This is a genomic window from Sphaerisporangium rubeum, assembly GCF_014207705.1.
GTDB classification, from domain to species: domain Bacteria; phylum Actinomycetota; class Actinomycetes; order Streptosporangiales; family Streptosporangiaceae; genus Sphaerisporangium; species Sphaerisporangium rubeum.
The window spans coordinates 7,431,923-7,454,582 of record NZ_JACHIU010000001.1 but is presented as its reverse complement, the minus strand read 5'-3'; the positions used below and the strand labels follow the sequence as shown (position 1 = coordinate 7,454,582).

Here is a 22,660-nt window from a genome sequence, read left to right as displayed (position 1 = left end):
CTGGAATCGTGCCGTGAAAGGGGACGCCGGCCATGCTGCGAGCCGGACAGTGACGGTGCCGGCCGGTGACGGCCCGGCCTCCGGTGACGCAGGCGCGGTCGTGACGGGCCGGGTGGCTCTCTGGGGCATCGGGGTGTCGATCGCGCTCACCGTGGTCATCGGCCTGCTCGGGGCCTCGGCCGTGGTGCCGGGGCTTGCCGGGGTGTGGTGGCATCCACCGTTCTCGCTCGGGATCCGGCCGAGCGGACACCTGGTCATCGGGCTTGAGGCCGTGGCGATCGTGCTCGGCGGGGCCGGGCTCGGTGCGGGGCTGCTCGCGGTGCGCCGTGGCTGGAGGCCCGACCCCCGGCGCCTGCTGGTCTGCGGGTGCCTCGCCGCCGGGCTGCTCGCCTTCCTGCCGCCTTCGGGGTCGGCCGACCACCTCAACTACGCGTCGTACGGCCGCATGGTGGTGCTCGGCCACGATCCTTACGCGACCGGGGCCGTCGATCTGCCTGGAGATCCCGTCGCCGACGCGGTGGAGCGTCCCTGGCGTGAGGAGCCCAGCCTCTACGGCCCCCTGGCGACCGCCGTGCAGGCCCTGGCGAGCCTGGTCGGGGGAGAGTCCGTCCGCTTCACGGTCTTCGTACTGGCACTGGCCAACGTCGCCGCGTTCCTCGTCACAGCGCTACTCCTGCACCACCTGACCGGTGGAGACCGGTCCCGCCAGACCCGCGCCGACGAAGACCGGCCTTCCCAGCTCCGTGCCGATGGCGACCATTCGCACAAGCTCCGCCTCGATGGCGATCGGTCTCCCCAGACTCGCGCCGATGGTGGCCGTTCACGCCAGACCCGTGCGGCATTGCTCTGGACGGTGAATCCGCTCGTCCTCTACCAGCTCGTCGCCGGCATGCACGTCGACACCCAGGCCATCGTGTTCGTGACCGCTGCGCTGCTCACCGCGCGCGGGCACCGCTGGTGGACCGCCGGACCGCTGCTCGGCCTCGGTATCGCCACCAAGGCCAACGCGGGCCTGGTCGCGCTCGGCACCGCCTGGGACCTGCGCCGTTCCCCGTTCAAGCTGCTCGTCGTGGCCGGTACGGCCATGGCGACGGTCGTGGTCGCGTACCTGCTCGCCGGCCCCAACTCGCTCGACCAGATTCTCCATGCCAGCAAGTCCATCTCCTGGGCCACCCCTTGGCACCTGGCCCAGCGCGCACTCCAACTCCTCTTCGGCTCCGGCGCCTACCGCTCCTGGATCCAGGCCGCGTCCCTGCTGACCCTCGTGGCCCTCGCCACGGCCCTGTTCCTGGCACTGCGGCCACCTCGGGACCCGGCCGCACCGGGGTACGCCGCGGGCCGGGCCGGTGTGTCCGGCGCGTGGACGGGTCGTACTCAGGCGGCCGGCACGTCCGGCGGCCCCAGTGGTGGCCTCGGCGGCGGGTTGGTGGCGGTGGTGGTCGTGGTGGCGTGGCTGTTCGCCACGCCGTACGCGTTGCCGTGGTACGACGGGCTGGCCTTCGCGCTTCTCGCGACCGTTCCCGCGACGGCCCTGGACGGGTTCATGGTCGCGCGGGTCACCGTGCTGTCGCTGGCCTACCTGCCGGCACGGCAGCAGGAGCAACCGGCCGACCTCGGCTGGCTGGTCACCGTGGTGCGCGGCCAGGTGGTGCCGTGGATCCTGCTGGGGCTGACGGTCGCTCTGGTGGTGTGGGCCGTGCGGACCGGTGGACGGCGGCGATCGAGGCCGCGAGGGTGAGGGGGACGGCCACGGTGAGGGCCATGGCCGGGATGGCGATGCCGGAGTCGTTGAGCAGGAAACCGGCCACGGCGGTGGTGAGCACACCGAACAGGCCGGCGCGCAGCGCGGGGGCCGCGGCGTAGGCCTCGCCGAGCGCGGACACCCCCCAGCGGGACGGCCGGGCCAGCACGAGGAACAGGAACGCGATGGCGGCCACCGACAGTGCGGTGAGTTGCCAGTTGCCGAGGGTGCCGAGCATCGCGCCGAGCTTGCGGCCCACCACGGGGAGCGCCTCACCTGAGGCGACCTGGTCCACGAACGCGCCGAGGTGGGTCCGGCGGTCGGCCGGCCTCATCCAGTCGGCCACCGCGATCGCGCCGATCAGCACGACACCGGCCGCCGCCACCAGGGCCAGCCTGCTCACCGTGACGCGACGGCCGGACAGCATCATCACGAAGACCGCAAGGCCGAGCACGAACGCGGGGACCCCGCCGAAGTCGGCCCCCCAGGAGGGCCAGCCGTCCGCGAAGACCGCGAGCAGGCCGTACACGAGGCAGAGCGCCAGTGCGACGCCACGGCGACCCCGGTCGATCAGGGCCTGCGCCGCTCCGGCGAGCGCGAGGATCGTCCCCGTGGCGTAGACGGCGAACGCGATGTTGCCGAAGCCGTAGAACCGGCCGCCGGTGACGGGCTCGTACCCGGTGACCGCGTTCACCTGGAGCCGCGAGCCGGTGATCACGTCGAGCAGCAGCGTGAGCGACGTGACGCCTGCCACGACCGTCAACGGCCCCAGCACATGCCTGCGCCACGGACCCGCGAACGCCACTCCTGCCACGAGCACCGTGAACCCCGCGATCGTCCCGATCAGCGACGCCATGGGCCGCTCCGCCGTCCACCACGGCACAAGCTGCGCAAGAAACGTGGACACCGGCACCGCACCGCTCACCACCGCCAGCCCCCGCGTCCACCCGAGCAGCCGCCGCGCCGCCCCACCCCCGTGTCCGCGCACCACGGCCGCGTCACCTTCGTGTCCGCGCACCACGGCCGCGCCGCCCCCGTGTCTGCGCACCACGACCGCCGCCAGGCCGTAGAACAGCAACTGCGCGACCACCAGCACCGCGAAGAAAGGCGCACGCACCTGGACCAGCACCCTGCTCGCCAGATCGGCGTCCCCGAGCCGCGTGACGATCCCCGCCGCATCATCGGCCGCGTCCCCACCCGAGACCCAGGGCCGTCCCACCATGCCTCGCGGTACCGGCACCCCGAGCCGCTCCAGCACCGTCGCCGTGACATCGGTGATCGTGACCAGCCCGTCCTGCCGCGTGGACGACGCCGTGAGATACCCCGGCGCGTACCCCGAACCCCGGGCCAGCGCCACATGCAACTCCGCTCTGGTGGCCGTGTCGGAGAGCCCGGCCACCAGCACGGTCGTTCCCGGCGCCACCCGCGCGAGCACCTCACCGGCCCGCCGGTCGGCCCGCGCCGCGGCGTCGGCACGCTCCTGCGGGGACAGATCCCGAGCCGTCGCCCCCGCGGACGCCGTCGCCAGCCAGGCACGTGCGAAGTCGTCGACATCCGCGACGACCAGCGAGAACCGGCTCAGATCACCGAGCCCCGCGACATCCGGCGCGTAAGCGTCGACCTTCCCGTCCCGGCCGGCCCCCGCCAGGGCCCCTCCCGCCCCGATCGCCGCGACCTTCCCCCCCGAGTCCCGGACAGCCTGGCCGAGCGACCCGACCGCCGCACCGTAGGACGTGGCCGCGTTGAACGACACCAACTCGTCCCACCCCGGCACGCGAGCCGTCCCGTCCGAACCAGCGACCGGCGGCACCGGCAAGGCACACTCCTGCGCCGCCGACCCCGCTCTCTGCCCCGCCGACACGGTGAGCCACCCCGCCACCGGACACGTCCCCGCGCGATCCGGCCGAGGGTAGGCCCGCGTCGACATCGAGGCCACCCCCGCCTTCCCCACCAACCCCCACAACACCGGCGTCCGCCCCCGGTCGACGTCCTCCCACCGCAACCCCGGCACCCCGATCAGCACCACCTGCCCCCCGGCCGCCTGCCGCACCGACCCCCGCGCCGCGGTGAGAGGCAGAAGCCCGAGAACGAGGACCCCGAGCGCGATCAGCACACACACGAGCCGACCACCCAACGGCCTGACCGGCGCTCGCGTGCTCACAGGGACTCCCCCCCACTCGTGACCGTCGGCGGCCCGTGGGATCGGACGGCCACCGTCCCCGGTAACGATAGCCAGCGCCGATCCCGCCGAAGACCAGGCGGCGCGCACCTGTGGACGACCGACCCGCTGTGGATATCGACCGTTCCCCGCCGTACGGCGGCGCCGACGCGATGGGGAACCGGGCTGGCGAATCCGGCGCCTCTGTACGGAGGGGGTGCCGGTGGAGGTCGTGGTTCGGTCGGCTGGTTGCGGCAGGGTAGCCTGCGTCGTCGTGAGACATGGTGGGAGGTGGATGGCGTCCCTCTTCGGAGGGGTGCTGGGGGTTGGGGTGGCTGTTTGGCCGGTGGTCTGGTACTGGCTGTCCAATCCGGGGGATCAGCGGGTTGTTGATCTTGATGTGTATCGGATGGGAGGGCTGGCGCTGCTTCAAGGGGTGCCGGTGTACGAGGTGGTCACGCCGGCGCCGCAGTTGTTGCCGTTCACGTATCCGCCGGTGGCGGCGATGCTGGCCGTGCCGTTGGGTTTGGTGTCGTGGCCGGTGGCGCAGTGGGGGTGGATCGCGGGGGTTTTTCTCTGTCTCGGGGTGACGGTCTGGTACTGCTGTCGTGAGGTGGTTTCGCGGCTTGGGTGGGGAATGCCGCTGGCGGTGGCGGGGGTGGTGGTGCTGGCGGCCTATCTGATGCCGGTCAGGGACCAGGTGCGGTTCGGGCAGGTGGACGTCCTGTTGGTGATGTTGTGTGTGGCCGATTGCATGGCGCGGCGGCCTTGGTGGCCTCGGGGGTTGCTGATCGGGCTGGCCACGGCGGTCAAGCTGACGCCTGGGGTTTTCCTGATCTATCTGCTGATCACGGGCTTCGGGACGGGGGGCAGGGACGAGCAGCGCAAGGCGTTCTTCATGGCCGTGTTCACGGCGACGCTGCTGACCGCGCTCCCGTTCCTGGTGATCCCGGACGACGCGGCGGGGTTCTGGTTCGGCGCGCTGCTGGACTCCGAACGGCTCGGGGCCAACAACGCCACCACCAACCAGTCGATCCGCGGCATGCTGTTGCGCCTCTATCTGCCGGACGGGGTCACGGCGGGACTGTGGCTGGTCCTGGCGGCCGTGGTCGCCTGGTACGGGTTCACGTACGCGCGGCGGGCCCTGCTCGCGGGGGACCGGCTGACGGCGGTGGCGCTGACCGGGCTGATGGCCGTGCTGATCTCGCCGGTGGCGTGGATCCACCACTTCGCCTGGGTGGTGGTCGTGCTGGCGGCCCTCGCGGGGCCCTGGGACGGCAGGGTACGGCCGGGACGGCTCTGGCTCGCGGCGGGGGCCTGGCTCTACTACGTGGTGCCGATCCCGTGGTGGGGGGTGGCGCTCCGTGCGGCCGAGATCCCGGTGCTCAGCCCGGTCGCCGGCCGGATCGTTCAGGACGCCTTCGGCCTCGGCGCGCTCGTCCTGCTGTGGCTCCTCATCCGGCGTACGAAGGAAAGGGAACCGACGGGACAGGAAGTGATGTCACCGATCCCCGGTTCCCCCGTCCAGGAACGGCCTGGAGCGTCGCAGGCGTAGGAGTCGCCGCGGCCATCGGACCACGCTTCCTGGCGACAGGACGGCGGGGACGGGTGCCGCACCGTGGTGCTACCGGGTGGCGGTGGGGACGGGTGCCGCGCCGTTGTGCGGCCGTAGGGAAGGGGTGGGGTCGGGGGACGGGACCCCGGTTGGCCACGGCTCGGAGGGGTGGTGGACGTAATTCCCGCGTGTGGTGGTGGTGCCGGCCGGTAACCTGCTGTTATGCAGAAACTCGCCTACCTCGGCCCGGAGGGCACCTTCTGCGAGGCCGCGCTGCGGATCCTCGCGCCGGACGCCGAGGGTCTGCCCTGCGCGAACGTCACGGCGGCCCTCGAGGCCGCGCGGGGTGGCGAGGCCATGGCGGCGGTCGTGCCGTTGGAGAACTCCGTCGAGGGGGCCATCACGGTCACGCTCGACGAGCTGGCCTGGGGGGAGCCGCTGCTGATCTCGGCCGAGGTCCTGCTGCCGGTCGAGTTCTCGCTGCTCGCGAGGCCCGGGACCGAGATGCCGCAGATCAAGCGGGTCTACACGCACCCGGCCGCGATCACCCAGTGCCGGGGCTTCCTCGCACGTGAGTTGCCGGACGCGGTGGTGGTCGCCGCGCCGTCGACGGCGGGTGCCGCGATGGAGGTGTCCATGCCGGGTTCGCCGTACGACGCGGCGGTCGGCCCGGCGATCGCGGGGGAGCACTACGGTCTGGTGGAGCTGGCCTCACGCATCGGCGACCGGGACGACACGGTGACCCGTTTCGTGAAGGTCGCCCCTCCGGGGCCGCTGCCTGAGCCGACGGGGGCCGACCGCACGTCACTGGTGGCGTTCCTCAACGACGACCACCCGGGTGCTCTGCTGGAGATGCTGAGTGAGTTCGCGGTGCGCGGCGTCAACCTGACCCGCATCGAGTCTCGTCCCACCGGTGACGGCATCGGCCGGTATTTCTTCCACTTCGACGCCGAGGGCCACGTCGCCGACGCGAGGGTCGGCGAGGCGCTGTCCGGCCTGCACCGGCTGTCGTCGGACGTCCGGTTCCTCGGTAGTTATCCGCGGGCCGACCGGCTGTCCCCTGAGCCGAGGAACGGCACGTCGAACGCCGAGTTCGCCGAGGCGGCCGACTGGCTGGCGTGGGTGCGTTCGGGTCGCGTGTGACCCCGGTGCCGGGTTTCCGCGCGCGGGAGCGCCGCGAACCTCGGTAGCCTTTGTCGTGTGATTGACCTGCGTACCCTTCGTGAGGACCCCGACCGGCTACGGGCGTCGCAGCGTGCCCGCGGTGAGGACGATTCCGTCGTCGACACGCTGCTCGACCTTGAGGAGCGCCGCCGCTCCGCTCTGAGCGGCTACGAGGCGCTGCGCGCCGAGCAGAAGAGCGTCGGCAAGTCGGTGTCCACGTCCTCAGGTGACGAGCGCGCCGCACTGCTGGCCCGCGCCAAGGAGCTCGCCGCCGGTGTGAAGGGTGCCGAGGCCGAGTCCGAGCGGCTCGGCCGCGAGCTGGACTCGTTGTCGATGAGCGTCCCCAACATCGTCGAGCAGGCCGCCCCGGTCGGCGGCGAGGACGATTACGTCGTCCTTGAGGAGGTCGGGGAGCGTCCGAGCTTCGGGTTCACGCCGCGCGACCATCTGGAGCTCGGCGAGATGCTCGGCGCCATCGACACCGAGCGCGGCGCCAAGGTCTCAGGTGCCCGTTTCTTCTTCCTCAAGGGTGTCGGCGCACGGTTGCAGCTCGGCCTGCTCAACATGGCGATGCAGCAGGCGATCGAGGCCGGCTTCACCCCCATGATCACCCCGGTGCTGCTGAAGCCCGAGGCGATGGCCGGCACCGGCTTCCTCGGCGCGCACGCCTCCGAGGTGTACCGCCTGGAGGCCGACGACCTGTACCTCGTCGGCACGTCCGAGGCCCCGCTGGCGGCCTACCACTGGAACGAGATCCTGGACGGCCGGTCGCTGCCGCTGCGGTACGCCGGGTGGTCCTCGTGCTTCCGCCGCGAGGCCGGCTCGTACGGCAAGGACACGCGGGGCATCATCCGGGTGCACCAGTTCGACAAGGTCGAGATGTTCTCCTACTGCCGGCCCGAGGAGTCGCAGGAGGAGCACGCGCGGCTGCTGGCGTGGGAGCGCGAGATGCTCGCCAAGGCCGAGTTGCCGTACCGCGTGATCGACGTGGCGACGGGTGACCTCGGCTCGTCGGCGGCGCGCAAGTTCGACTGCGAGGCGTGGCTGCCGACGCAGAACCGCTATCTGGAGCTGACCTCGACGTCCAACTGCACCGAGTTCCAGGCCCGCCGGCTGTCGGTGCGTTACCGGGACGGCGAGGAGAAGCCGCGGCACGTCGCCACGCTCAACGGCACGCTCGCGACGACCCGGTGGATCGTCGCGATCCTGGAGAACCACCAGCAGGCCGACGGCTCGGTGGTGGTGCCGCAGGCGCTGCGGCCGTACGTCGGGCTGGACGTTCTGGAACCGGTCAAGTAACTGTTCGACCGGCCGGTCAGCCCAGGGAGGCTCGGCCGCTTATCCAGGTGTTCTCCGGTAAGCGGCCACTCCCTGAGAGTTATGTTGACTTATGTCCACTTTCCGTAGTTAGTGCGCCCTATGGAACACAAAGGCGGAGGTCGCGTAAACGCGAACTCCGCCTACTGTGTGTCAGTGGTCAGACGGCGCGGACCTGCGACGCCTGCGGGCCCTTCTGCCCCTGTGTGACCTCGAACTCGACACGCTGGCCGTCTTCGAGGCTACGGTAGCCGCTGCCTACGATCTCGGAGAAGTGCACGAACACATCCGGAGCGTCATCGTCCGGAGCGATGAAGCCGTAGCCCTTCTCGGCGTTGAACCACTTGACGGTTCCCTGAGCCATTAAAGCTCTCCCTGCGATTGATCTGGGGGTTCACACCTCGCGAACCCCGGGTTGTGTCGCACAGCTACCCGGGGCCGCTCAGACAGTCAAGCTGGTTCTGCACATCGGGTTCAGCTAATACAACGCCACCACATCTAACACTATCGGAGAGCCTTTGTTCCCCCTCACGCGAGATTCTTTTCCGGGACTCCGGTGGTGGCCGCACCGCCAGGGGGAGGCAAACTGGAGCTTGTTATGGTCAGCCCCAGACTCGTCGCCACCGACCTGGACGGCACCGCCCTGCGCTCGGACGGCAGCGTCTCCCCGCGCACCGCGGCGGCGTTCGCGCGCGTGGAGGAGGCCGGCGCGAAGCTCGTGTTCGTCACAGGCAGGCCGCCACGCTGGATGGCCACCGTGGCGGGTGCGGTGCGCCACCGCGGTCTCGCGATCTGCGCCAACGGGGCACTGGTCTACGACCTGCACACCGAACGCATCGTCGAGTCCCACCTGATCGAGGCCGAAGTGCTCACCGAGGCGGTGGGACGGCTGCGCGAGCGGCTCCCCGGCCTGAGCTTCTCGGTGGAGTACGAAGGCGGCTTCGCGCACGAGAGCGGCTTCGGGCTCGGCCGCTGGGACAGGCAGGAGACCTCAGGCCTGCGGGTCGGGGTCTCGACCCTCACCTCACGGCCCTGCGCCAAGCTGCTGGCCTTCCACAACGACATGGACCCCGATCTGCTGCACCTGCGCGTCGAGGAGGTCGTCGGCGATCTGCTCACCGCCACGCACTCCAGCGGACGGGCCCTGATCGAGATGAGCGCGCACGGCGTCACCAAGGCGACGGCGTTGGCGCGGCTGGCGGGCCGCCACATGATCGGCCAGGCGGACGTGGTGGCGTTCGGCGACATGCCGAACGATCTCCCCATGCTGAGCTGGGCCGGCACGGCCTACGCCGTGGCCAACGCGCATCCGGACGTGCTCGCCGCCGTCACCCACGTGACGGCGGCGAACGACGAGGACGGTGTGGCCGCCGTACTCGAACGGCTCTTCGGCGTGACACCGCCTGAACGGCCCTGAGCGGCCTTCGGCACCGGCGACGCCGGGGTGCGGCCGTCTCGGAGCCGGCCGCGCAGCCGCAAAGGCTTACAGGCTCACAGATAAGGGCCGGAGGAGCGGTGGGGTTGCTCCTCACCCTGGGACACGCCACCCGGCAGCGCGCGCCGCATCTGCTCCAGCTGAGCGCGTGCGGCCATCTGCTGCGCGAACAACGTGGTCTGGATGCCGTGGAAGAGGCCTTCGAGCCACCCGACGAGCTGAGCGTGCGCCACACGCAGCTCGGCGTCGCTCGGCGTCGGGCTGCCTTCGCCGTCCGCGAACGGCAAAGAGAGGCGCTCGAGCTCTTCCACGAGCTCAGGCGCCAGGCCGTCCTCAAGCTCCTTGATGGAGCTGGCATGGATGTCCTTGAGCCGTTTGCGGCTCGCCTCGTCCAGGGGGGCCGCCCGCACCTCTTCGAGGAGCTGCCGGATCATGCTGCCGATCCGCATCACTTTGGCCGGCTGTTCCACCAGCTCGGCGACCGGCCGCTCCTCGGGCTCGTCACCCTGCCCCTCGACCGACAGGCCCTGCGGGCCCACGACCAGGATGTGCGGCTTGCTCTCCTCAGCATTCATGAAACTCAACCTAGCTCACCTCGCCAACAGGACTTTCCCGATGTGGGAACCGGATTCCATCAGGCGGTGGGCCCGCGCCGCCTCCTCCATCGGGACGATCGTGTCGACCACCGGCCGTACGGCTCCGGCCGCCACCAGCGGCCAGACGTTGTCGCGGACCCCGCGCACGATCGTCCCCTTCTCCGCGACCGGCCGGTCACGCAGCCGGGTGCCGATGACGGTGGCCCGCTTGCCGGTCAGCACGCCGAGATCGAGCTCTCCCTTGGTGCCGCCTTGCATGCCGATCACCACGAGCCGGCCCCCGCTGTTCAGCGCCTTGAGGTTCCTGCTCAGGTACTTCGCGCCGATCACGTCGAGGATCACGTCCGCCTCGACCAGCTCGGCGAAGTCCTCCTCGCGGTAGTCGATCACCTGGTCGGCGCCGAGCTCGCGGCACCGCGCGGCCTTCTCGGGGCCGCCGGTCGTGACCGCCACCCGTGAACCGAAGGCCTTGGCGAGCTGGAGCGCGAACGTGCCGATGCCGCCACCGCCGCCGTGCACCAGCAGCGTCTCGCCACGGCGCAGCCGCGCCGCCATGAAGACGTTGGACCACACGGTGCACGCGACCTCAGGCAGCGCGGCGGCCTCGACGAGCGGGACCCCCTCAGGGGCCGGCAGCACCTGCTCCCACGGCACCACGACCTTCTCCGCGTAGCCACCGCCGGCGAGCAACGCGCACACCTCGTCGCCGGGTGCGAACCCCATGACGTTCTCACCGATCTCGGTGACCACCCCGGAGCATTCCAGCCCCAGCACAGAGGAGGCGCCTGGCGGCGGCGGGTAGAAGCCCTGCCGCTGCAGAAGGTCGGCGCGGTTGAGCCCGGCGGCGGCCACAGTGATGACCAGTTCGCCAGGCCCGGGGCGGGGCTCTGGCACCTCACGCCACTCCAGTACCTCGGGTCCGCCCGGCTCGGTGACGACGATCGCGTGCATGTGCCCAAACTATCCGGGTAGCGAGATCGGCGGTTGACCGCGTTGCGTGTGATAGCGGGCGGTAATCTTCATTCTATTTGCTGCCCCTTTAGCCCAGTCCCGAGGGGGAACACGGTGGCAAGACACGATCGCGAGGATCCTCATTCCCTGGAGGAGCAACTCGCCTGGCTTGACGCCATCAAGGAGAACGAGGACGACTCCCTCTCCGACGCCGTCACCCCGGAGGAGGCCGCGGCCTCGCCGTACCCCAAGGACCCCTGGGCCCACATCCCGAGCGGGCCACCCGCGTCGTCGTCACCGCTGCTGCGCGCCGCCGCCGACACCGCTCACCCGCGGAAACCCGCGGAACCCGAGCCGTTCTCCGCACCGGAACCGGCGGAGCCGGAGCCGTTCTCCGCGCCGATCACCGCGGCGTCCGAGCCGCTGTCACGGACGAGCACCGGCGAACAGCCCACCCCCGGTGAACGCACCGGCGGCGGCCCGTTCGGCGAGCGGCAGACGCCGTCGTCCGGCGGCGCCTTCGGGGAGCGCTCCAGCGGTGGCTTCGGCGAGCGGCCGGCCGGCGGCGCGCTCGGTGACCGCGGCACGCAGGAGCGGCCCTCAGGTGGCGCCTTCGGTGAGTCGTCCCGCGGTCTCGGCGCGTTCGCCGACCGGCCCGCGCCGTCCGGTGGCGGAGCGTTCGGGTCCCCCGGCGCGTCCCGGGGTGGCGGCGCGTTCGGCGAGTCGCAGGAGCCGGCCAAGGAGCAGCAGGCCGTCAGCGACGACACCGACAGCTTCACCTTCGGTTCGTTCGACGATCCCCCGGTCGAGACCGGCACCGGCTGGCTGCCTCCGGGGCCGCTCACGCCGAGCGCGGACACCGGCACGCAGCGTCCGCCGGAGCCCCAGACCGGTGAGCAGCCGGTACGCGGCTGGCTTGAGGCCGCGCTTCCCGCCACCAGGTCCGGTGAGGCCCGGCCCGACGAGACCCGCCACCTGGAGCCGCCGGTCGCGGAGAAGCCCGCACCGGCCGAGGAAACGCCGCGGGCCGAGGAGAGCGACCCCGAGCAGGAACGTTTCAACAAGTTCGCCGCCGGCACCGACGAGGAGGCCGTCGTCGTCCCCCGCGGACCGCTCGCCGGCCGCGCCACGACCGAGACCGAACGGCCGGACCCGTTCACCGGCCGCGCCACCGAGGCAGAGCGACCGGACCCGTTCACCGCACCCCCCGCCACGACACCCCCCGCAACGGCGCCGGCCGCCGAGGCTCCGGTGACGCCGCCTCAGGCACCACAGCCCGCGCCGGCCGCCGAGCCCGAGAAGCCCGCGGCCCGCGAGGAGACCTCCGGCGAGAGCGAGGAGCGCGAGCCGTACCGTCCGCGCCGCGGCCGTCCCGCTCCCGCCGCTCCGCAGCCGTCCTTCGGCGCCCCGGCACGCCGCGGCACCCCCAAGACCGGTGCGCCGCCTCGGCCGAGCGCCGACAGCCTCGACCCGGTGTCCCTGCTGCGAGGCCGCAGGAACGCTCCGGCGAGCGGCTGGCGCCGTCTGGTCTTCAAGGCCTCCGCCGGCCTGATCAAGCCGGGTGAGTCGCCGGAGGTCCGCCGCCGCCGCGAGCTGCTCACCCGGGCCCGCACCCCCGTCGCCACGGGCCACCACCGTGTCGCGGTGCTGAGCCTGAAAGGCGGTGTCGGCAAGACGACCACCACCGTCGGACTCGGCGCCACCCTGGCGTCCGTGCGCGGCGACCGCGTGATCGCGGTGGACGCCAACCCCGACCGCGGCACCCTGTCGGACAAGGTGGAGCTCGAGACCTCGGCGACGGTCCGCGACCTGCTCAACGAGCGGCAGCAGATCAAGAGGTACGTCGACATCAGAGCGTTCACCTCGCAGGCGCCGTCCCGGCTGGAGATCCTCGCGTCCGACCGCGACCCGTCGGTCTCCGAGGCGTTCAGCGCCTCCGACTATCAGAGCGTCGCGCAGGTCCTGGAGAACTTCTACTCGATCTGCATCACCGACTGCGGCACCGGCCTGCTCCACTCGGCGATGTCCGGTGTGCTCGGCCTCGCCGACCAGCTCGTGCTGGTCAGCTCACCTTCGGTGGACGGCGCGCGGGCCGCGTCGGCGACCCTGGACTGGCTGGAGGCCCACCACTACGGCGACCTGGTGAAGGCCGCGACCGTGGTGCTGTGCAGTGTGCGGCCCCGCTCGAAGTCGGCCATCGACCTGGACAAGCTGGAGGCGCACTTCGCGGCCCGCTGCCGCGCGGTGATCAGGGTGCCGTACGACCCCCACCTTGAGGAGGGGGCCGAGATCGACCTGGACCGGTTGCAGCCCGCCACGCGGGAGGCCTACATGCTGCTCGCGGCCTCGGTGGGTGACGGCTTCGGCGGTGCGTCGGGCTGACGCGCCGTGAGAGCGGAGGGTGTGGGATTCGAACCCACGAGACCGTCGCCGGCCTGGCCGCTTTCAAGGCGGCTGCACTCGTCCACTATGCGAACCCTCCCGTGCGACACCAACGATAGCGGTGCCGGACGGCCTCCCGCGCGCGAGGCGGGCCCGCTGGGGCCGTCACTCGTAGGGCTCGTCCGGCTGCGCGATCGTGACCACCGAGGTCGCGCGCAGCTCCGGGGCCACGGTGCCTGCGGGGATCCGGTCGTACGGCGTCGGCACCCACGTGCCGGTGACCTCGACCCAGGTGTCGATCTTGGGTGCGGGGACGCCGAGCACGCCGACCCGCAGCGGGAACGCGTCCGCGGCGCAGCACCGCAGCTGCATGCGGGTGAGGTACCACTGGCCGTGTTTCCTCGACGGCGTCACGAACCCGGCGAGTCTGACCTGCCGGTCCCTGAGTGACGCGTGCTGGTCACCCCAGGCACGGCCGATGAACTCGCCGAGCGGCATGGCGGCCGGCCCCCGGGTCGTGAGCGCCGCGTACGAACCGGTGGCGGCGGTGGGTCTGGCCTGCGGCGTCTCGTCGCGTCCCGCGGCGAAGGCGCCGAGCGCGGGGGGTGAGATGAGGAAGATGGCGACGACCGGCAGGCAGAGCAGCCACGCCACCCCCGGCCCGTGGTCGTCGTGTCCCTTCTCGCGCGGCGCGTACGGCCGCCGCCACTCCTGCACCAGGCCGTGCACGCCGAGCACGAGGACGACGACCCCTGCGGTGATCAGGAACGGCCGGAAACCGGGTCTGACGTAGTTCAGGTAGATGGTGGAGAAGGCGGACACCCGCAGCAGCGCGCCGCCGAGCAGGGTGAGCACGAGGCCCTGGGCCATGCGGTTCACAGCAGCACCCACCCCGCCAGCACGCTCATGGCGATCGCGAGCGTGAACGTCAGCGGCACGAACCGCGCCGCGAACGCGCGGCCGAACGTCCCCGCCTGGAGCGCGATCAGCTTCAGGTCGACCATGGGCCCCACCACGAGGAACGCGAGCTTGGCGGTGGGGGAGAACGCCGTCAGCGACGCCGCGACGAAGGCGTCGGCCTCGGAGCAGATGGACAGCACGACGGCGAGCACCGCGAGCACCAGCACCGACAGCCAGGGATTGCCGGCGACCGCGTCCAGCCAGGAGCGCGGCACGACGACGTTGAGTGTGGCGGCGGTCAGGCCGCCGACGACCAGGAACCCGCCGGCGTGCAGCAGGTCGTGCCGCATGGCCGCGACGAACGACGCGACGCGCGACCTCCCCGCCACCTCGGGCCGCACCGGCACGCGCAGCAGGCCGGGCCGGCCGAGCAGTTGCCACAGCCAGCCCGCCAGTACGGCCACGGCGAGCGAGGCGGCGAACCTGGCCAGCACCATCTCGGGCCGGCCGGGGAACGCCACCGCGGTCGCCACGAGCACGACCGGGTTGACCGCGGGTGACGACAGCAGGAACGCCAGGGCCGCCGCCGGGGTGACCCCCCGGGCCATCAGCCCCGCGGCCACCGGCACCGAGGCGCACTCGCAGCCGGGAAGCACCACGCCGGCCGCTCCGGCGACCGGTACCGCCGCGTACGGCTTGGCCGGCAGCAGCCGTGTCCACAGCGACCGGGGGACGAACGTCGTGATCGCGGCGGAGAGCGCCACGCCGAACACGAGGAACGGCACGGCCTGCACGCAGATCGCCACGAAGATCGTGGACCAGGTGCGCAGCGCGGGTGCGGTCAGGTGGGGGGCGAGCAGCAGGTTGCCGAGCAAGAGGAACCCGACCAGGGCCACGAACACCCAAGGGAGGACCTGCGCCTCCGGGGCACGCCTGCCCCACGTCGGCGGCGGGACAGGGCTGTCCGGCTCGGCTGCCCAGTCGAGGGTACTTCGGTCGTTCATCTAGTGATTCAGTACGAAATAGCGGTATCTGGGAGGAGCTACAGGCAAAACGGCCGCCTTGGTAGTCGTTCTACGTCCCCCGACGCTACACCCGTCATGTTGCTGGAAGTTGCCCAAGCAGCCAACCCGGCCCCGCCACCTCGGCGCCGAGCGCCGTCACCCGGCGCCGCAGCTCACGGTCCGCCGTCACCACCAGCACCTTCTCGTGCGGCCTGTTCTCCCTGATCTCCCGCACCGTGCCGGCGATCGTGTCGTCCCCCTCGCCAGGCGCCTCCACCACCTCGACACGCCGGACCGGCGTGAGCCCCCTGGCGCGTCCCTCGACCACCATCACCACCCGCGGGAACCACGTGGCCGGCGCGGGGAACCCCTCCGGCGGACGCAGCCCCTGCTCCGCGGCCGCGTCCACCGCGTCCCGCAGCCGCCGCGCCGCCGCCGCGCGGTCCCGCCACCAGCCGTGCTCGGCCCGCGCGCCGACGATGTTGGCGGCGTCCAGCACCACGACGGACGGTGGCAGCGCGGGACGGATCTTCGGCCACGTCCGCGCGAACCCCGGATGCAATTGCTCACCGCCGACCTCGTCGGCCGGCAGCCACCGCAGCGCGATGCTCTCGCCGTTGGCCGGGACGGCAGGCAGCAGCGAGGCCGCCTCGGCGATCACGGTCTGGAACGACCAGCCGCCGTGGTCGTCGGTGTACACCCCGAGCACCCGCAGCGCGTCGGCCAGCAGCGCCGCCTCTTCGAGCGCCTCCCGCAGAGCCCCGGACACCGCGTCCTCATGGCTGTCCAGCGCACCCCCCGGCAACCCCCACGTCCCCCCGTGGTGGCTCCACAACGCGCGGTGCTGCATCAGCACGTGCGGCACGCCGCCTGAGTCGAAGTGGACGGCCAGCAACCCCGAGGCGCCGTGCAGCCCCCAGTGCCTGTGCCCCTCAGCGCACAGAGCCCAACCGTCTCCATCCCCGGACGCCACATCTTCCATCCTGCCGCAACCACCCGTCCGCGCACTCCGGGGTTCGCTAGCATCCGACACGCGATGGACGGTTCACTCTCCCCGATCCGCCTGCCGTACGACACGGTACGGCTGGCGGCACGCCTGTTCCTGCCCCTCGCCTTCTTCTACACGCTCGGCCGCCTGGCCCACCAAGGCGTCCTGCTGCTGGCCGTCCGCCTGTCGGAGCCCCGAGGCTGGCAGGCCTACGCCGGCTTCGCCGTCCTCAGCCTCGGCGTCCTCGTCACCCTCGCCGCGTACATCGCGATGCTCAACACCGTGGGCCGCGCACTCGGCACCGTCACGAACACGACACTCACCCAGGACCAGCGGGAACGCCGCCTCGTCGACGCCATCGCGCACACACTGCTGCCGTTCCTGGTCTTCTACAGCGCGTGGGGCCTGTTCGTCGAGGACGTACGCGCCTTCCTGCGCCTGTTCACCGAGATGCGTCCCGAGATCGACCCCGAGGCCGGCGCCGTGCTGCTGGACCTGATGGACGTCAACGTGCTGATCGTCGTCGTCACGCTCGTCATCTACGGGTTGAAGGCCGGCTGCGAGCGCCTGTACGACACGTTCGGCAACCGCCTGCTCGGCTTCGGCAACAGCGTGCTGGAGTGCATGTGGATGTACTTCGGCATCATCTCGCTCGGCAACTGGATCGGCGGCGGCGTCGACTGGCTGACCGGCCGGGTCTTCTGGGCCGATCTCACCGGGCTCGCCGACCTGGTCCCGTTGGTGCCGCAGCTGAAGGAGGCGTGGGCCTTCCTCGCCCCCTACCGGGCCGAACTCGGCGACGGCCTGCTGCAGCCGCTGGTGTGGCTCGCGATGGCGGCCGTCGTTCACGGGTCCTCCGTCACCGACGAGACCAAGGTCATCGAGGGGACCCGGCTGGAGCCGCGTCTTTCCGGACTCTGGCGCCGCCTTCCCGCTCCTGTGCGGGTGACCGCGGAGTTCTTCTCGCGCGGCCTGCGCGACAAGTACGTCCCCGTGGCCAACGGCCTGCGTTTCGTCCTGCGTAGCGGCCTGGTCTTCTACCTGGTGTTCTGTCTCGCCTACGTCATGATCGAAGCCCTCGCCGCCGTCGGTTTCATGGCCCTGACCCGGCTCGTCGGCCCGCACGAGACGCTGTGGTGGCAGATGTGGGAGGGTGCGGTCACCTTCCCGGTGGACCTGCTGCACGAGGTGCTGCGGATCTGCCTGCTCGCCGCCGCCTTCGACCTGGCTCTGCGCCGCGCCGGACCCGCGGCGGTCCCCGCGCGGCCGGCCGCTCCGCGGGACAGGGTTTCTCCCGCGGCTACCGCGCCAGCCGTATCGTGACCGGGTCCGGCGACAGCCGGATCTGTGACGACAGCGTCGGGAACGCGTCGGCCGGCACGACGTACACGACCTGGATCGTGAGGGTGCGGCCCACCGGCAGAGGGACCATGTTGTAGTCGGCGTCGAAGGCGCGGCAGGTCATCGCGTAGTCGGAACGCTCGACCAGGTCACTGCGCGTCGCCGGGCTCCAGACGCGTCCCGCCGCGTCCGTGGCGAGGAACTTGCAGGAACCGGTCTTCTGGCCGAACCACTTGCTCGCGGCCTCGGTGAGCGGCCGCGCCGAGATCAGCATGACGGCTATCTTGGTGCGCGGCGGCAGCGGCCGTGACGGGTCCTTCGGCGGGCTCTCCTCGACCTCGACCAGCCGCCACTCCACCCCGGCGTGCCGGGCCGCCTGGCCTCGCGCGGCTGCGACCTCCGTGGCCCCCTCCCCGCTGAAGGCGACGTACTTCTCCCGCCACGGCAGCACCGTGGCGGCGAGCACCGCGGGGACGAGCACCAGCAGGCCGAGGCCGTACAGCAGGTTCGCGCGAAGGCTCACAACGCCTGCACCTGTCCCACGGTCAGCGACGGCGGCGCATCGGCCACCAGACGCGCGGCGTACTCGGCGGACAGGCCGAGATCGACGTCGATCGCGGGGCCGAGCGTGTCAAGGGCTCTCGCGCCGCCGCTGTGCCGACGTACGGCGAGCCAGGTCCCGGCCAGCCGGTCTTCGGGGATCTCGAACAGCATGGGCCCGTACATCGGGATCCCCGGCTGGAGCGGCGTCTTGTCCAAGGTGGAGAAGATCGAGCTGTTCGCCAGGTACTCCGTGCCGTCCGGCGTGCGAAGCCGGGTGCCCTGGACGGCCATCTCCTCGCGTGTCGCCACGACGGTGGCCCAGACGACCACCCACACGCCGGACGTGCTGCTCGGGTCGCGTACGAAGCCGAAGTCGTCCGTCATGCGGATCGAGGTCGCGAGCTGCACGCGGTCCACCCGGAACCGGAACGCGGTGGTGTCGACCTGCTCGCCGAGCCTGCCTCGCGAGACGATGGGGCCGTACCGCTGGTCGACGGACGGGGTGGCGCGCTGCACCACGACGATCGCCACGAACAGCGAGGCCGCGGTCAGCACCCCGAGGACCGCGCGGATCATCGCGTCACCTCCAGGTCGTACCTCGCCAGCGTCTCCCCGGCCCACCACTCCGACAGGGAGGATCGGAAGCCACCTCTGTACTCGGAGTCCTCGACGGTGACCGCGACATGGGTGGGGTCAGGCAGCGGTACCGGCACCTGGTACACGATGGCGACCTGCTCGGGAAGCCCCGGCTGAAGCTGGTCGCGGTCGTGACGACCGTCCCTGACAACGAACCGCGCGGTGCCGTTCTCCAGCCACGTGAGCGAGGCCCCGCTGGGGGACAGGACCACGGTCAGCCGTCGCGCCAGGTCCTGCACCGTGGCCGTCTCGTGGCTCACGTTCTCGACCCGCGTCTCCAGCATCAGGAACCGTCCGGGTCTGGCGTCCCCGAGCCCTGGCGCCGGGTCCTTCTCCACGTACGCGGCCTTCCGCGGCGTGATGGAGAACCGCTGCCCCGTGGTCGTCTCCCCGGCCCCCCGGCGCGCGACATCCTGCGGCGCCTCTTCGAGCCCACCGGCCGGCCACGCCAGCGCCGGCACCGTGGCCAGCACGAACAACAGGGCCGTGACCACCACCCACGGCCCGGGTGCCCTACGCCGCGGCGCGTCCCGCCGCGGTACCAGCTCCCGAGACGTCACGGCCAGCGATCATAGCCATCAAACCACCGCAAATACGGCCGAATCCTCCATCAGCCGCCACCCTTGGCGAAGTGCTGGTAGTCCTTGGCTCCGTTGAAGTACCCACCCCACTCCCAGCCGTGCTCGGCGAACAGGTCCACCACGCGGTCACCCGGGTTGATGACCCCCGGCTTGCGCAGCGGCCGGGTCGCGAAGCGTTCGGCGTTGCGGTGGGCCACCGAGCCGTCCGGCTCCACCCAGGGGTTCTCGCGGGGGTTGATGTCGATGGCCTTGCCGTAGGAGTGCTTGGACCAGCCGCTGCCGCCGGTGACCTTGCGGCAGTTGAAGGCGGAGGTGTTGTCGGCCTCGATCGAGTCGAAGTCGCTGGCCTCGTAGGCGTCGATGTTCTCCATGCGGGTGATGGGGTAACGCCATTCGTACAGCTTGCCGAAGATGTCGGTCACGTCGCCGGTCACCGAGCGGTGCACGATGAGCTCACCGGTGTGCGCCTTCTTGTCGAAACCCCAGTAGGTCATGGTGACCTTGCGCAGGCCGGACGGCTCGACGGGGCAGCCGGGACGCCAGGACGTGCCGAGTTCCTTCGCGGTGACGGGGGAGACCTTGGCGGTGAACTCCGGCGGGCCGGTGGGGGACGGCGACGGTGACGGGCTCGGCGGGGTCGTCGTGGGTTCGGCGGAGGTGGTCTCAGCGGACGTGGGAGCCGCGGATGTGGGGCCGGCCGCGGGGGTCCCCGCGCCGCCGCAGGCGGTGACGGCCGCCGCGACACAGGTCAGGGCCAGGACACCCAGGTGACGAGGCTTTCCAATCTCGGGCATACGCCAGCGTACGGCTGCGTCATGACTGGTCGTGACGTGATTGTGATCCTCGGCGGCAGGGATGTGTGGCCGGTCTGTGTCGTGCCTTTTACCGGCGAGTGCTCGCGCACGTGTTCGAAGAGGCGCTACAGTTCTGGCAGTCGGATCGAACACCGGTTCGGTCCGAGGGGTCCCAGATGAGGGGTGGTGTGCCATGGCGGCGCTCGCTGCACCCGTGCGCACGGTCACCGGCCTGGTTCCAGAGCCACGCTCCTCCGCGACACGCCGTAGCCCTTTCTACGGAAATCTAGGACGGCCGGTATATCCGGTCATACAGTCCGAGAGCGTGGACCCCGTGCGCAATCCCTACGCCCCGGGTGCGGGGCAGCGTCCGCCGGAGCTCGCCGGACGCGATCGTGAGCTGCAACAGTTCGAGGTCGTGCTGGAGCGGGTGGCCCGGGGCCGTCCCGAGCGGAGCATGGTCCTCACCGGGCTGCGCGGAGTCGGGAAGACCGTGCTGCTCAACACCTTCAAGTCCATGGCCATCCAGCGGCTCTGGGGCACCGGCAAGATCGAGGCGCGTCCCGAGCAGTCGATCCGCCGGCCGGTCGCCGCGGCGCTCCACATGGCCATCCGAGAGCTCGCCCCCCGGCACCGCGCGCCTGAGCGCATCGAGGAGTTCCTCGGCGTGCTCAAGGCCTTCGCGATGCGTGACCCGGCCGCCGCCAAAGGCACCTCCCACTGGTCGCCGGCCATCGACGTCCCGGCCGGCCGGGGCCGTGCCGACTCCGGCGACCTCGAGATCGACCTCACCGAGCTGTTCGTGGACGCCGCGTCGGTGGCCACCGACCTCGGCGTCGGCATCGCCTTGTTCATCGACGAGATGCAGGACATCCAGGCCCCCGACGTCTCGGCCCTGTGCGCCGCCTGCCACGAGCTGTCCCAGAGCGGCGGCCCGCTGATCGTGGTCGGCGCGGGCCTTCCTCACCTGCCGGGTGTGCTCAGCGCCAGCAAGAGCTACTCCGAGCGCCTCTTCCGGTACGCGCGCATCGACCGCCTCGACCGCGACGCCGCCGACCTGGCGCTCATCGCCCCCGCGGAGCGCGAGGAGGTCGAGTTCACCCCCGACGCGCTCGACGCGCTGTACGAAGCGGCCGACGGCTACCCCTACTTCGTCCAGGCGTACGGCAAGGTCGCCTGGGATCTCGCACCGCGCAGCCCCATCACCGCCGACGACGTCCGGGTGGCCGCTCCCGAGGCCGAGGAGGAGCTCGCCGTGGGTTTCTTCGGCAGCCGGTACGAGCGCGCCACCCCCGCCGAGCGCGACTACATGCACGCGATGGCCTCGGTCGGCGACGAGCCGGTGCCGACGGCCGACGTCGCCGAGCGGCTCGGCCGCAAGCCGTCCAGCCTGTCCCCGGCCCGCGACAGCCTCATCAAGAAAGGGTTGATCTACAGCGCCGAGCGCGGCCTGATCGCGTTCACCGTCCCGCACTTCGGCCGGTTCCTCCGCGCGCAACCGGTCTAGCGCGCGAGGTGTCCGTCCCCATTGGCCTCTCTACGGCTTTCTAGAGGGGAAGCTAGAGAGCCGTAGAGAGCTGAATTCGTGGTGCCGGCCGTCCGATCGGCGGTCGGCCGACCGGCACCACGACAGACGTACTCGCGACCATGTGTGTGCGGCCTAGAGCTGTCTAACGCTGTCTAGCGCACAGCCGATACTCCGATAGATTCACGCATACCGTTCCCCTCCAGCTCCATCACTCCCACCCGCACCGGAGCCCGGCGGCCTGTGAGGTAGACCGCGAAGACGACCTCGGCCGGGGTGCCGTCGGCCGTGCGGCCGGGGTAGACGAAGAACCGCCAGCACAGTTCGCGCCAGGTGTCGGACGGCTCCGCCGAGACCAGCAGCGGCGCGTGCGCACGCCACTCGCCGCTGGCACGCAGGCGGTGGAGCGCCTTCCCCGCCGCGATGGGACGCTGCTCGCACGGCGCGCGGTGCCGTACCCGCGCGATCCCCTCACTCATCTCCGGGGACAGCAGTATCAGGACCGCGAAGCCCGCCGCGCTCGCCATCACCAGGCCAGGGGAGAAGCCGGCGACGACATCGGCCCCGGACACCGGCACCACCGTGACCACGACGGCGAGGCCGGCGAGGAGAGAGGCGCGCGCGATGGACCGCAGGCCCACCGGCGCGGAGCTGGCGTCGCCGAAGCAGCCGCAGCCGACGTCGGGACGGCGGCGGCGCAACTCCCACAGCACATATGTCGCCACCGCGAAGAACGCGATCGTCCCCCAGCGGGCCGGCGGCCACGTGGTGCACAGCAGGCCGGCGGCGAGCACGACCTCTCCGGCCGCGCAGAAGATCATGAAGGGCCTTCGCCACCGCTCCGGCATCAGGACTCCGGGCCCGAGCCGCGAGAGGTTCCCCGGCTGTCCGCGCTCGCCTGCCGTCGCGAGCTTGGCCAGGCCGCCGAGCAGCAGCATGAGGACCAGGAGTTCCAGTGCGACGCCGGCGAGCGTCGTCTGCGCGGTCATGCCTCACTCCCCTCCATGGCCGCGCCGCCGTGAGCGGCCCGGCCGTACCGGCGTTCCGGC

At 71.5% G+C, this 22,660-nt stretch carries 20 protein-coding genes and 1 tRNA gene; 8 read left to right on the top strand and 13 right to left on the bottom strand.

The window, feature by feature from the left end; all coding sequences use genetic code 11:
- The first annotated feature begins 100 nt into the window (after window positions 1-100).
- Entirely contained in the window at window positions 101-1,738 is a 1,638-nt protein-coding gene (locus BJ992_RS31750; protein WP_184987276.1) for an MptA/MptB family glycosyltransferase, read from the top strand.
- Here the strand turns inward: BJ992_RS31750 and BJ992_RS31745 are convergent.
- Window positions 1,626-3,902, bottom strand: a complete 2,277-nt coding sequence (locus tag BJ992_RS31745; protein ID WP_184987274.1) for a hypothetical protein — start codon at window positions 3,900-3,902, stop codon at window positions 1,626-1,628. The genes BJ992_RS31750 and BJ992_RS31745 overlap by 113 nt on opposite strands.
- A gap of 406 nt (window positions 3,903-4,308) precedes the next feature.
- Between BJ992_RS31745 and BJ992_RS31740 the strand changes: the two genes are divergently transcribed.
- The 3 genes from BJ992_RS31740 to serS all read left to right on the top strand — a co-directional run bounded on the left by BJ992_RS31740 (window position 4,309) and on the right by serS (window position 7,917).
- Window positions 4,309-5,454 (top strand): glycosyltransferase 87 family protein, encoded by a 1,146-nt coding sequence (locus BJ992_RS31740; protein ID WP_246496844.1) that lies wholly within the window; start codon window positions 4,309-4,311, stop codon window positions 5,452-5,454.
- Window positions 5,455-5,676: 222 nt separating this feature from the next.
- Window positions 5,677-6,597 (top strand): prephenate dehydratase, encoded by a 921-nt coding sequence (pheA, locus tag BJ992_RS31735; RefSeq protein WP_184987270.1) that lies wholly within the window; start codon window positions 5,677-5,679, stop codon window positions 6,595-6,597.
- A gap of 57 nt (window positions 6,598-6,654) precedes the next feature.
- Complete coding sequence (gene serS, locus BJ992_RS31730; protein ID WP_184987268.1) at window positions 6,655-7,917, top strand: serine--tRNA ligase; 1,263 nt, start codon at window positions 6,655-6,657, stop codon at window positions 7,915-7,917.
- Between the two features lie 178 nt (window positions 7,918-8,095).
- On the opposite strand, the gene BJ992_RS31725 is transcribed toward serS, so the two are convergent.
- Window positions 8,096-8,299 carry a cold-shock protein gene (locus tag BJ992_RS31725; RefSeq protein WP_184987267.1) on the bottom strand — a complete coding sequence of 68 codons (204 nt, stop codon included), beginning with the start codon at window positions 8,297-8,299 and terminating at the stop codon, window positions 8,096-8,098.
- Between the two features lie 234 nt (window positions 8,300-8,533).
- Here BJ992_RS31725 and BJ992_RS31720 point away from each other — a divergent pair, with 234 nt between their 5' ends.
- Window positions 8,534-9,352 (top strand): HAD family hydrolase, encoded by an 819-nt coding sequence (locus BJ992_RS31720; protein WP_184987265.1) that lies wholly within the window; start codon window positions 8,534-8,536, stop codon window positions 9,350-9,352.
- Window positions 9,353-9,426: 74 nt separating this feature from the next.
- Here the strand turns inward: BJ992_RS31720 and BJ992_RS31715 are convergent, their stop codons facing one another.
- Complete coding sequence (locus BJ992_RS31715; RefSeq protein WP_184987263.1) at window positions 9,427-9,945, bottom strand: bacterial proteasome activator family protein; 519 nt, start codon at window positions 9,943-9,945, stop codon at window positions 9,427-9,429.
- A 15-nt stretch (window positions 9,946-9,960) separates the two neighbouring features.
- The gene (locus BJ992_RS31710; protein ID WP_184987261.1) at window positions 9,961-10,917 is read right to left on the bottom strand and encodes an NAD(P)H-quinone oxidoreductase; all 957 of its coding nucleotides are present in this window, start codon (window positions 10,915-10,917) and stop codon (window positions 9,961-9,963) included.
- Between the two features lie 114 nt (window positions 10,918-11,031).
- Here BJ992_RS31710 and BJ992_RS31705 point away from each other — a divergent pair, with 114 nt between their 5' ends.
- Complete coding sequence (locus BJ992_RS31705) at window positions 11,032-13,299, top strand: MinD/ParA family ATP-binding protein (protein ID WP_343072953.1); 2,268 nt, start codon at window positions 11,032-11,034, stop codon at window positions 13,297-13,299.
- A gap of 13 nt (window positions 13,300-13,312) precedes the next feature.
- Here BJ992_RS31705 and BJ992_RS31700 read toward each other — a convergent pair.
- The 4 genes from BJ992_RS31700 to BJ992_RS31685 form a co-directional block, all read right to left on the bottom strand.
- Window positions 13,313-13,399, bottom strand: a tRNA-Ser gene (locus BJ992_RS31700).
- 65 nt (window positions 13,400-13,464) lie between these two features.
- Entirely contained in the window at window positions 13,465-14,169 is a 705-nt protein-coding gene (locus BJ992_RS31695) for a TIGR03943 family putative permease subunit (protein WP_246497724.1), read from the bottom strand.
- Window positions 14,170-14,174: 5 nt separating this feature from the next.
- Complete coding sequence (locus BJ992_RS31690; RefSeq protein ID WP_184987256.1) at window positions 14,175-15,203, bottom strand: permease; 1,029 nt, start codon at window positions 15,201-15,203, stop codon at window positions 14,175-14,177.
- Window positions 15,204-15,297: 94 nt separating this feature from the next.
- Entirely contained in the window at window positions 15,298-16,176 is an 879-nt protein-coding gene (locus BJ992_RS31685) for an NUDIX domain-containing protein (RefSeq protein WP_184987254.1), read from the bottom strand.
- Window positions 16,177-16,239: 63 nt separating this feature from the next.
- On the opposite strand from BJ992_RS31685, the gene BJ992_RS31680 reads away from it, so the two are divergent.
- Entirely contained in the window at window positions 16,240-17,514 is a 1,275-nt protein-coding gene (locus tag BJ992_RS31680; protein ID WP_184987251.1) for a hypothetical protein, read from the top strand.
- On the opposite strand, the gene BJ992_RS31675 is transcribed toward BJ992_RS31680, so the two are convergent.
- From BJ992_RS31675 to BJ992_RS31660, 4 genes are read right to left on the bottom strand one after another with little or no spacing between them, the layout of a single operon-like run.
- Window positions 17,492-18,055, bottom strand: a complete 564-nt coding sequence (locus BJ992_RS31675) for a hypothetical protein (protein WP_184987249.1) — start codon at window positions 18,053-18,055, stop codon at window positions 17,492-17,494. The two genes, BJ992_RS31680 and BJ992_RS31675, sit on opposite strands and share 23 nt — an antisense overlap.
- Complete coding sequence (locus BJ992_RS31670) at window positions 18,052-18,651, bottom strand: hypothetical protein (protein ID WP_184987247.1); 600 nt, start codon at window positions 18,649-18,651, stop codon at window positions 18,052-18,054. Before BJ992_RS31670 ends, BJ992_RS31675 begins: the two co-directional genes overlap by 4 nt.
- A complete protein-coding gene (locus BJ992_RS31665) occupies window positions 18,648-19,271 on the bottom strand; it encodes a hypothetical protein (protein WP_184987245.1) in 624 nt (207 codons plus the stop codon). The genes BJ992_RS31670 and BJ992_RS31665 overlap by 4 nt, the downstream gene beginning before the upstream one ends.
- 50 nt (window positions 19,272-19,321) lie before the next feature.
- Window positions 19,322-20,086: a M15 family metallopeptidase gene (locus BJ992_RS31660; RefSeq protein ID WP_184987243.1), complete on the bottom strand. Its 765-nt coding sequence runs from the start codon at window positions 20,084-20,086 to the stop codon at window positions 19,322-19,324.
- Window positions 20,087-20,420: 334 nt separating this feature from the next.
- Here BJ992_RS31660 and BJ992_RS31655 point away from each other — a divergent pair, with 334 nt between their 5' ends.
- On the top strand, window positions 20,421-21,593 hold the full coding sequence (locus tag BJ992_RS31655; protein ID WP_425503718.1) for an AAA family ATPase: 1,173 nt from the start codon (window positions 20,421-20,423) through the stop codon (window positions 21,591-21,593).
- 173 nt (window positions 21,594-21,766) lie between these two features.
- On the opposite strand, the gene BJ992_RS31650 is transcribed toward BJ992_RS31655, so the two are convergent.
- Entirely contained in the window at window positions 21,767-22,600 is an 834-nt protein-coding gene (locus tag BJ992_RS31650) for a MauE/DoxX family redox-associated membrane protein (RefSeq protein WP_184987239.1), read from the bottom strand.
- Between the last annotated feature and the right edge of the window lie 60 nt (window positions 22,601-22,660).

Excerpts from the sequence above, each read along its gene's own strand:
- BJ992_RS31695 (WP_246497724.1), bottom strand. The coding sequence starts at position 14,169 with ATGGCCCAGGGCCTCGTGCTCACCCTGCTCGGCGGCGCGCTGCTGCGG.
- BJ992_RS31650 (WP_184987239.1), bottom strand. The coding sequence starts at position 22,600 with ATGACCGCGCAGACGACGCTCGCCGGCGTCGCACTGGAACTCCTGGTC.
- BJ992_RS31740 (WP_246496844.1), top strand. The coding sequence starts at position 4,309 with ATGGGAGGGCTGGCGCTGCTTCAAGGGGTGCCGGTGTACGAGGTGGTC.
- BJ992_RS31690 (WP_184987256.1), bottom strand. The coding sequence starts at position 15,203 with ATGAACGACCGAAGTACCCTCGACTGGGCAGCCGAGCCGGACAGCCCT.
- BJ992_RS31680 (WP_184987251.1), top strand. The coding sequence starts at position 16,240 with ATGGACGGTTCACTCTCCCCGATCCGCCTGCCGTACGACACGGTACGG.
- pheA (WP_184987270.1), top strand. The coding sequence starts at position 5,677 with ATGCAGAAACTCGCCTACCTCGGCCCGGAGGGCACCTTCTGCGAGGCC.
- BJ992_RS31670 (WP_184987247.1), bottom strand. The coding sequence starts at position 18,651 with ATGATCCGCGCGGTCCTCGGGGTGCTGACCGCGGCCTCGCTGTTCGTG.
- BJ992_RS31710 (WP_184987261.1), bottom strand. The coding sequence starts at position 10,917 with ATGCACGCGATCGTCGTCACCGAGCCGGGCGGACCCGAGGTACTGGAG.
- BJ992_RS31720 (WP_184987265.1), top strand. The coding sequence starts at position 8,534 with ATGGTCAGCCCCAGACTCGTCGCCACCGACCTGGACGGCACCGCCCTG.
- BJ992_RS31715 (WP_184987263.1), bottom strand. The coding sequence starts at position 9,945 with ATGAATGCTGAGGAGAGCAAGCCGCACATCCTGGTCGTGGGCCCGCAG.
- BJ992_RS31660 (WP_184987243.1), bottom strand. The coding sequence starts at position 20,086 with ATGCCCGAGATTGGAAAGCCTCGTCACCTGGGTGTCCTGGCCCTGACC.
- BJ992_RS31725 (WP_184987267.1), bottom strand. The coding sequence starts at position 8,299 with ATGGCTCAGGGAACCGTCAAGTGGTTCAACGCCGAGAAGGGCTACGGC.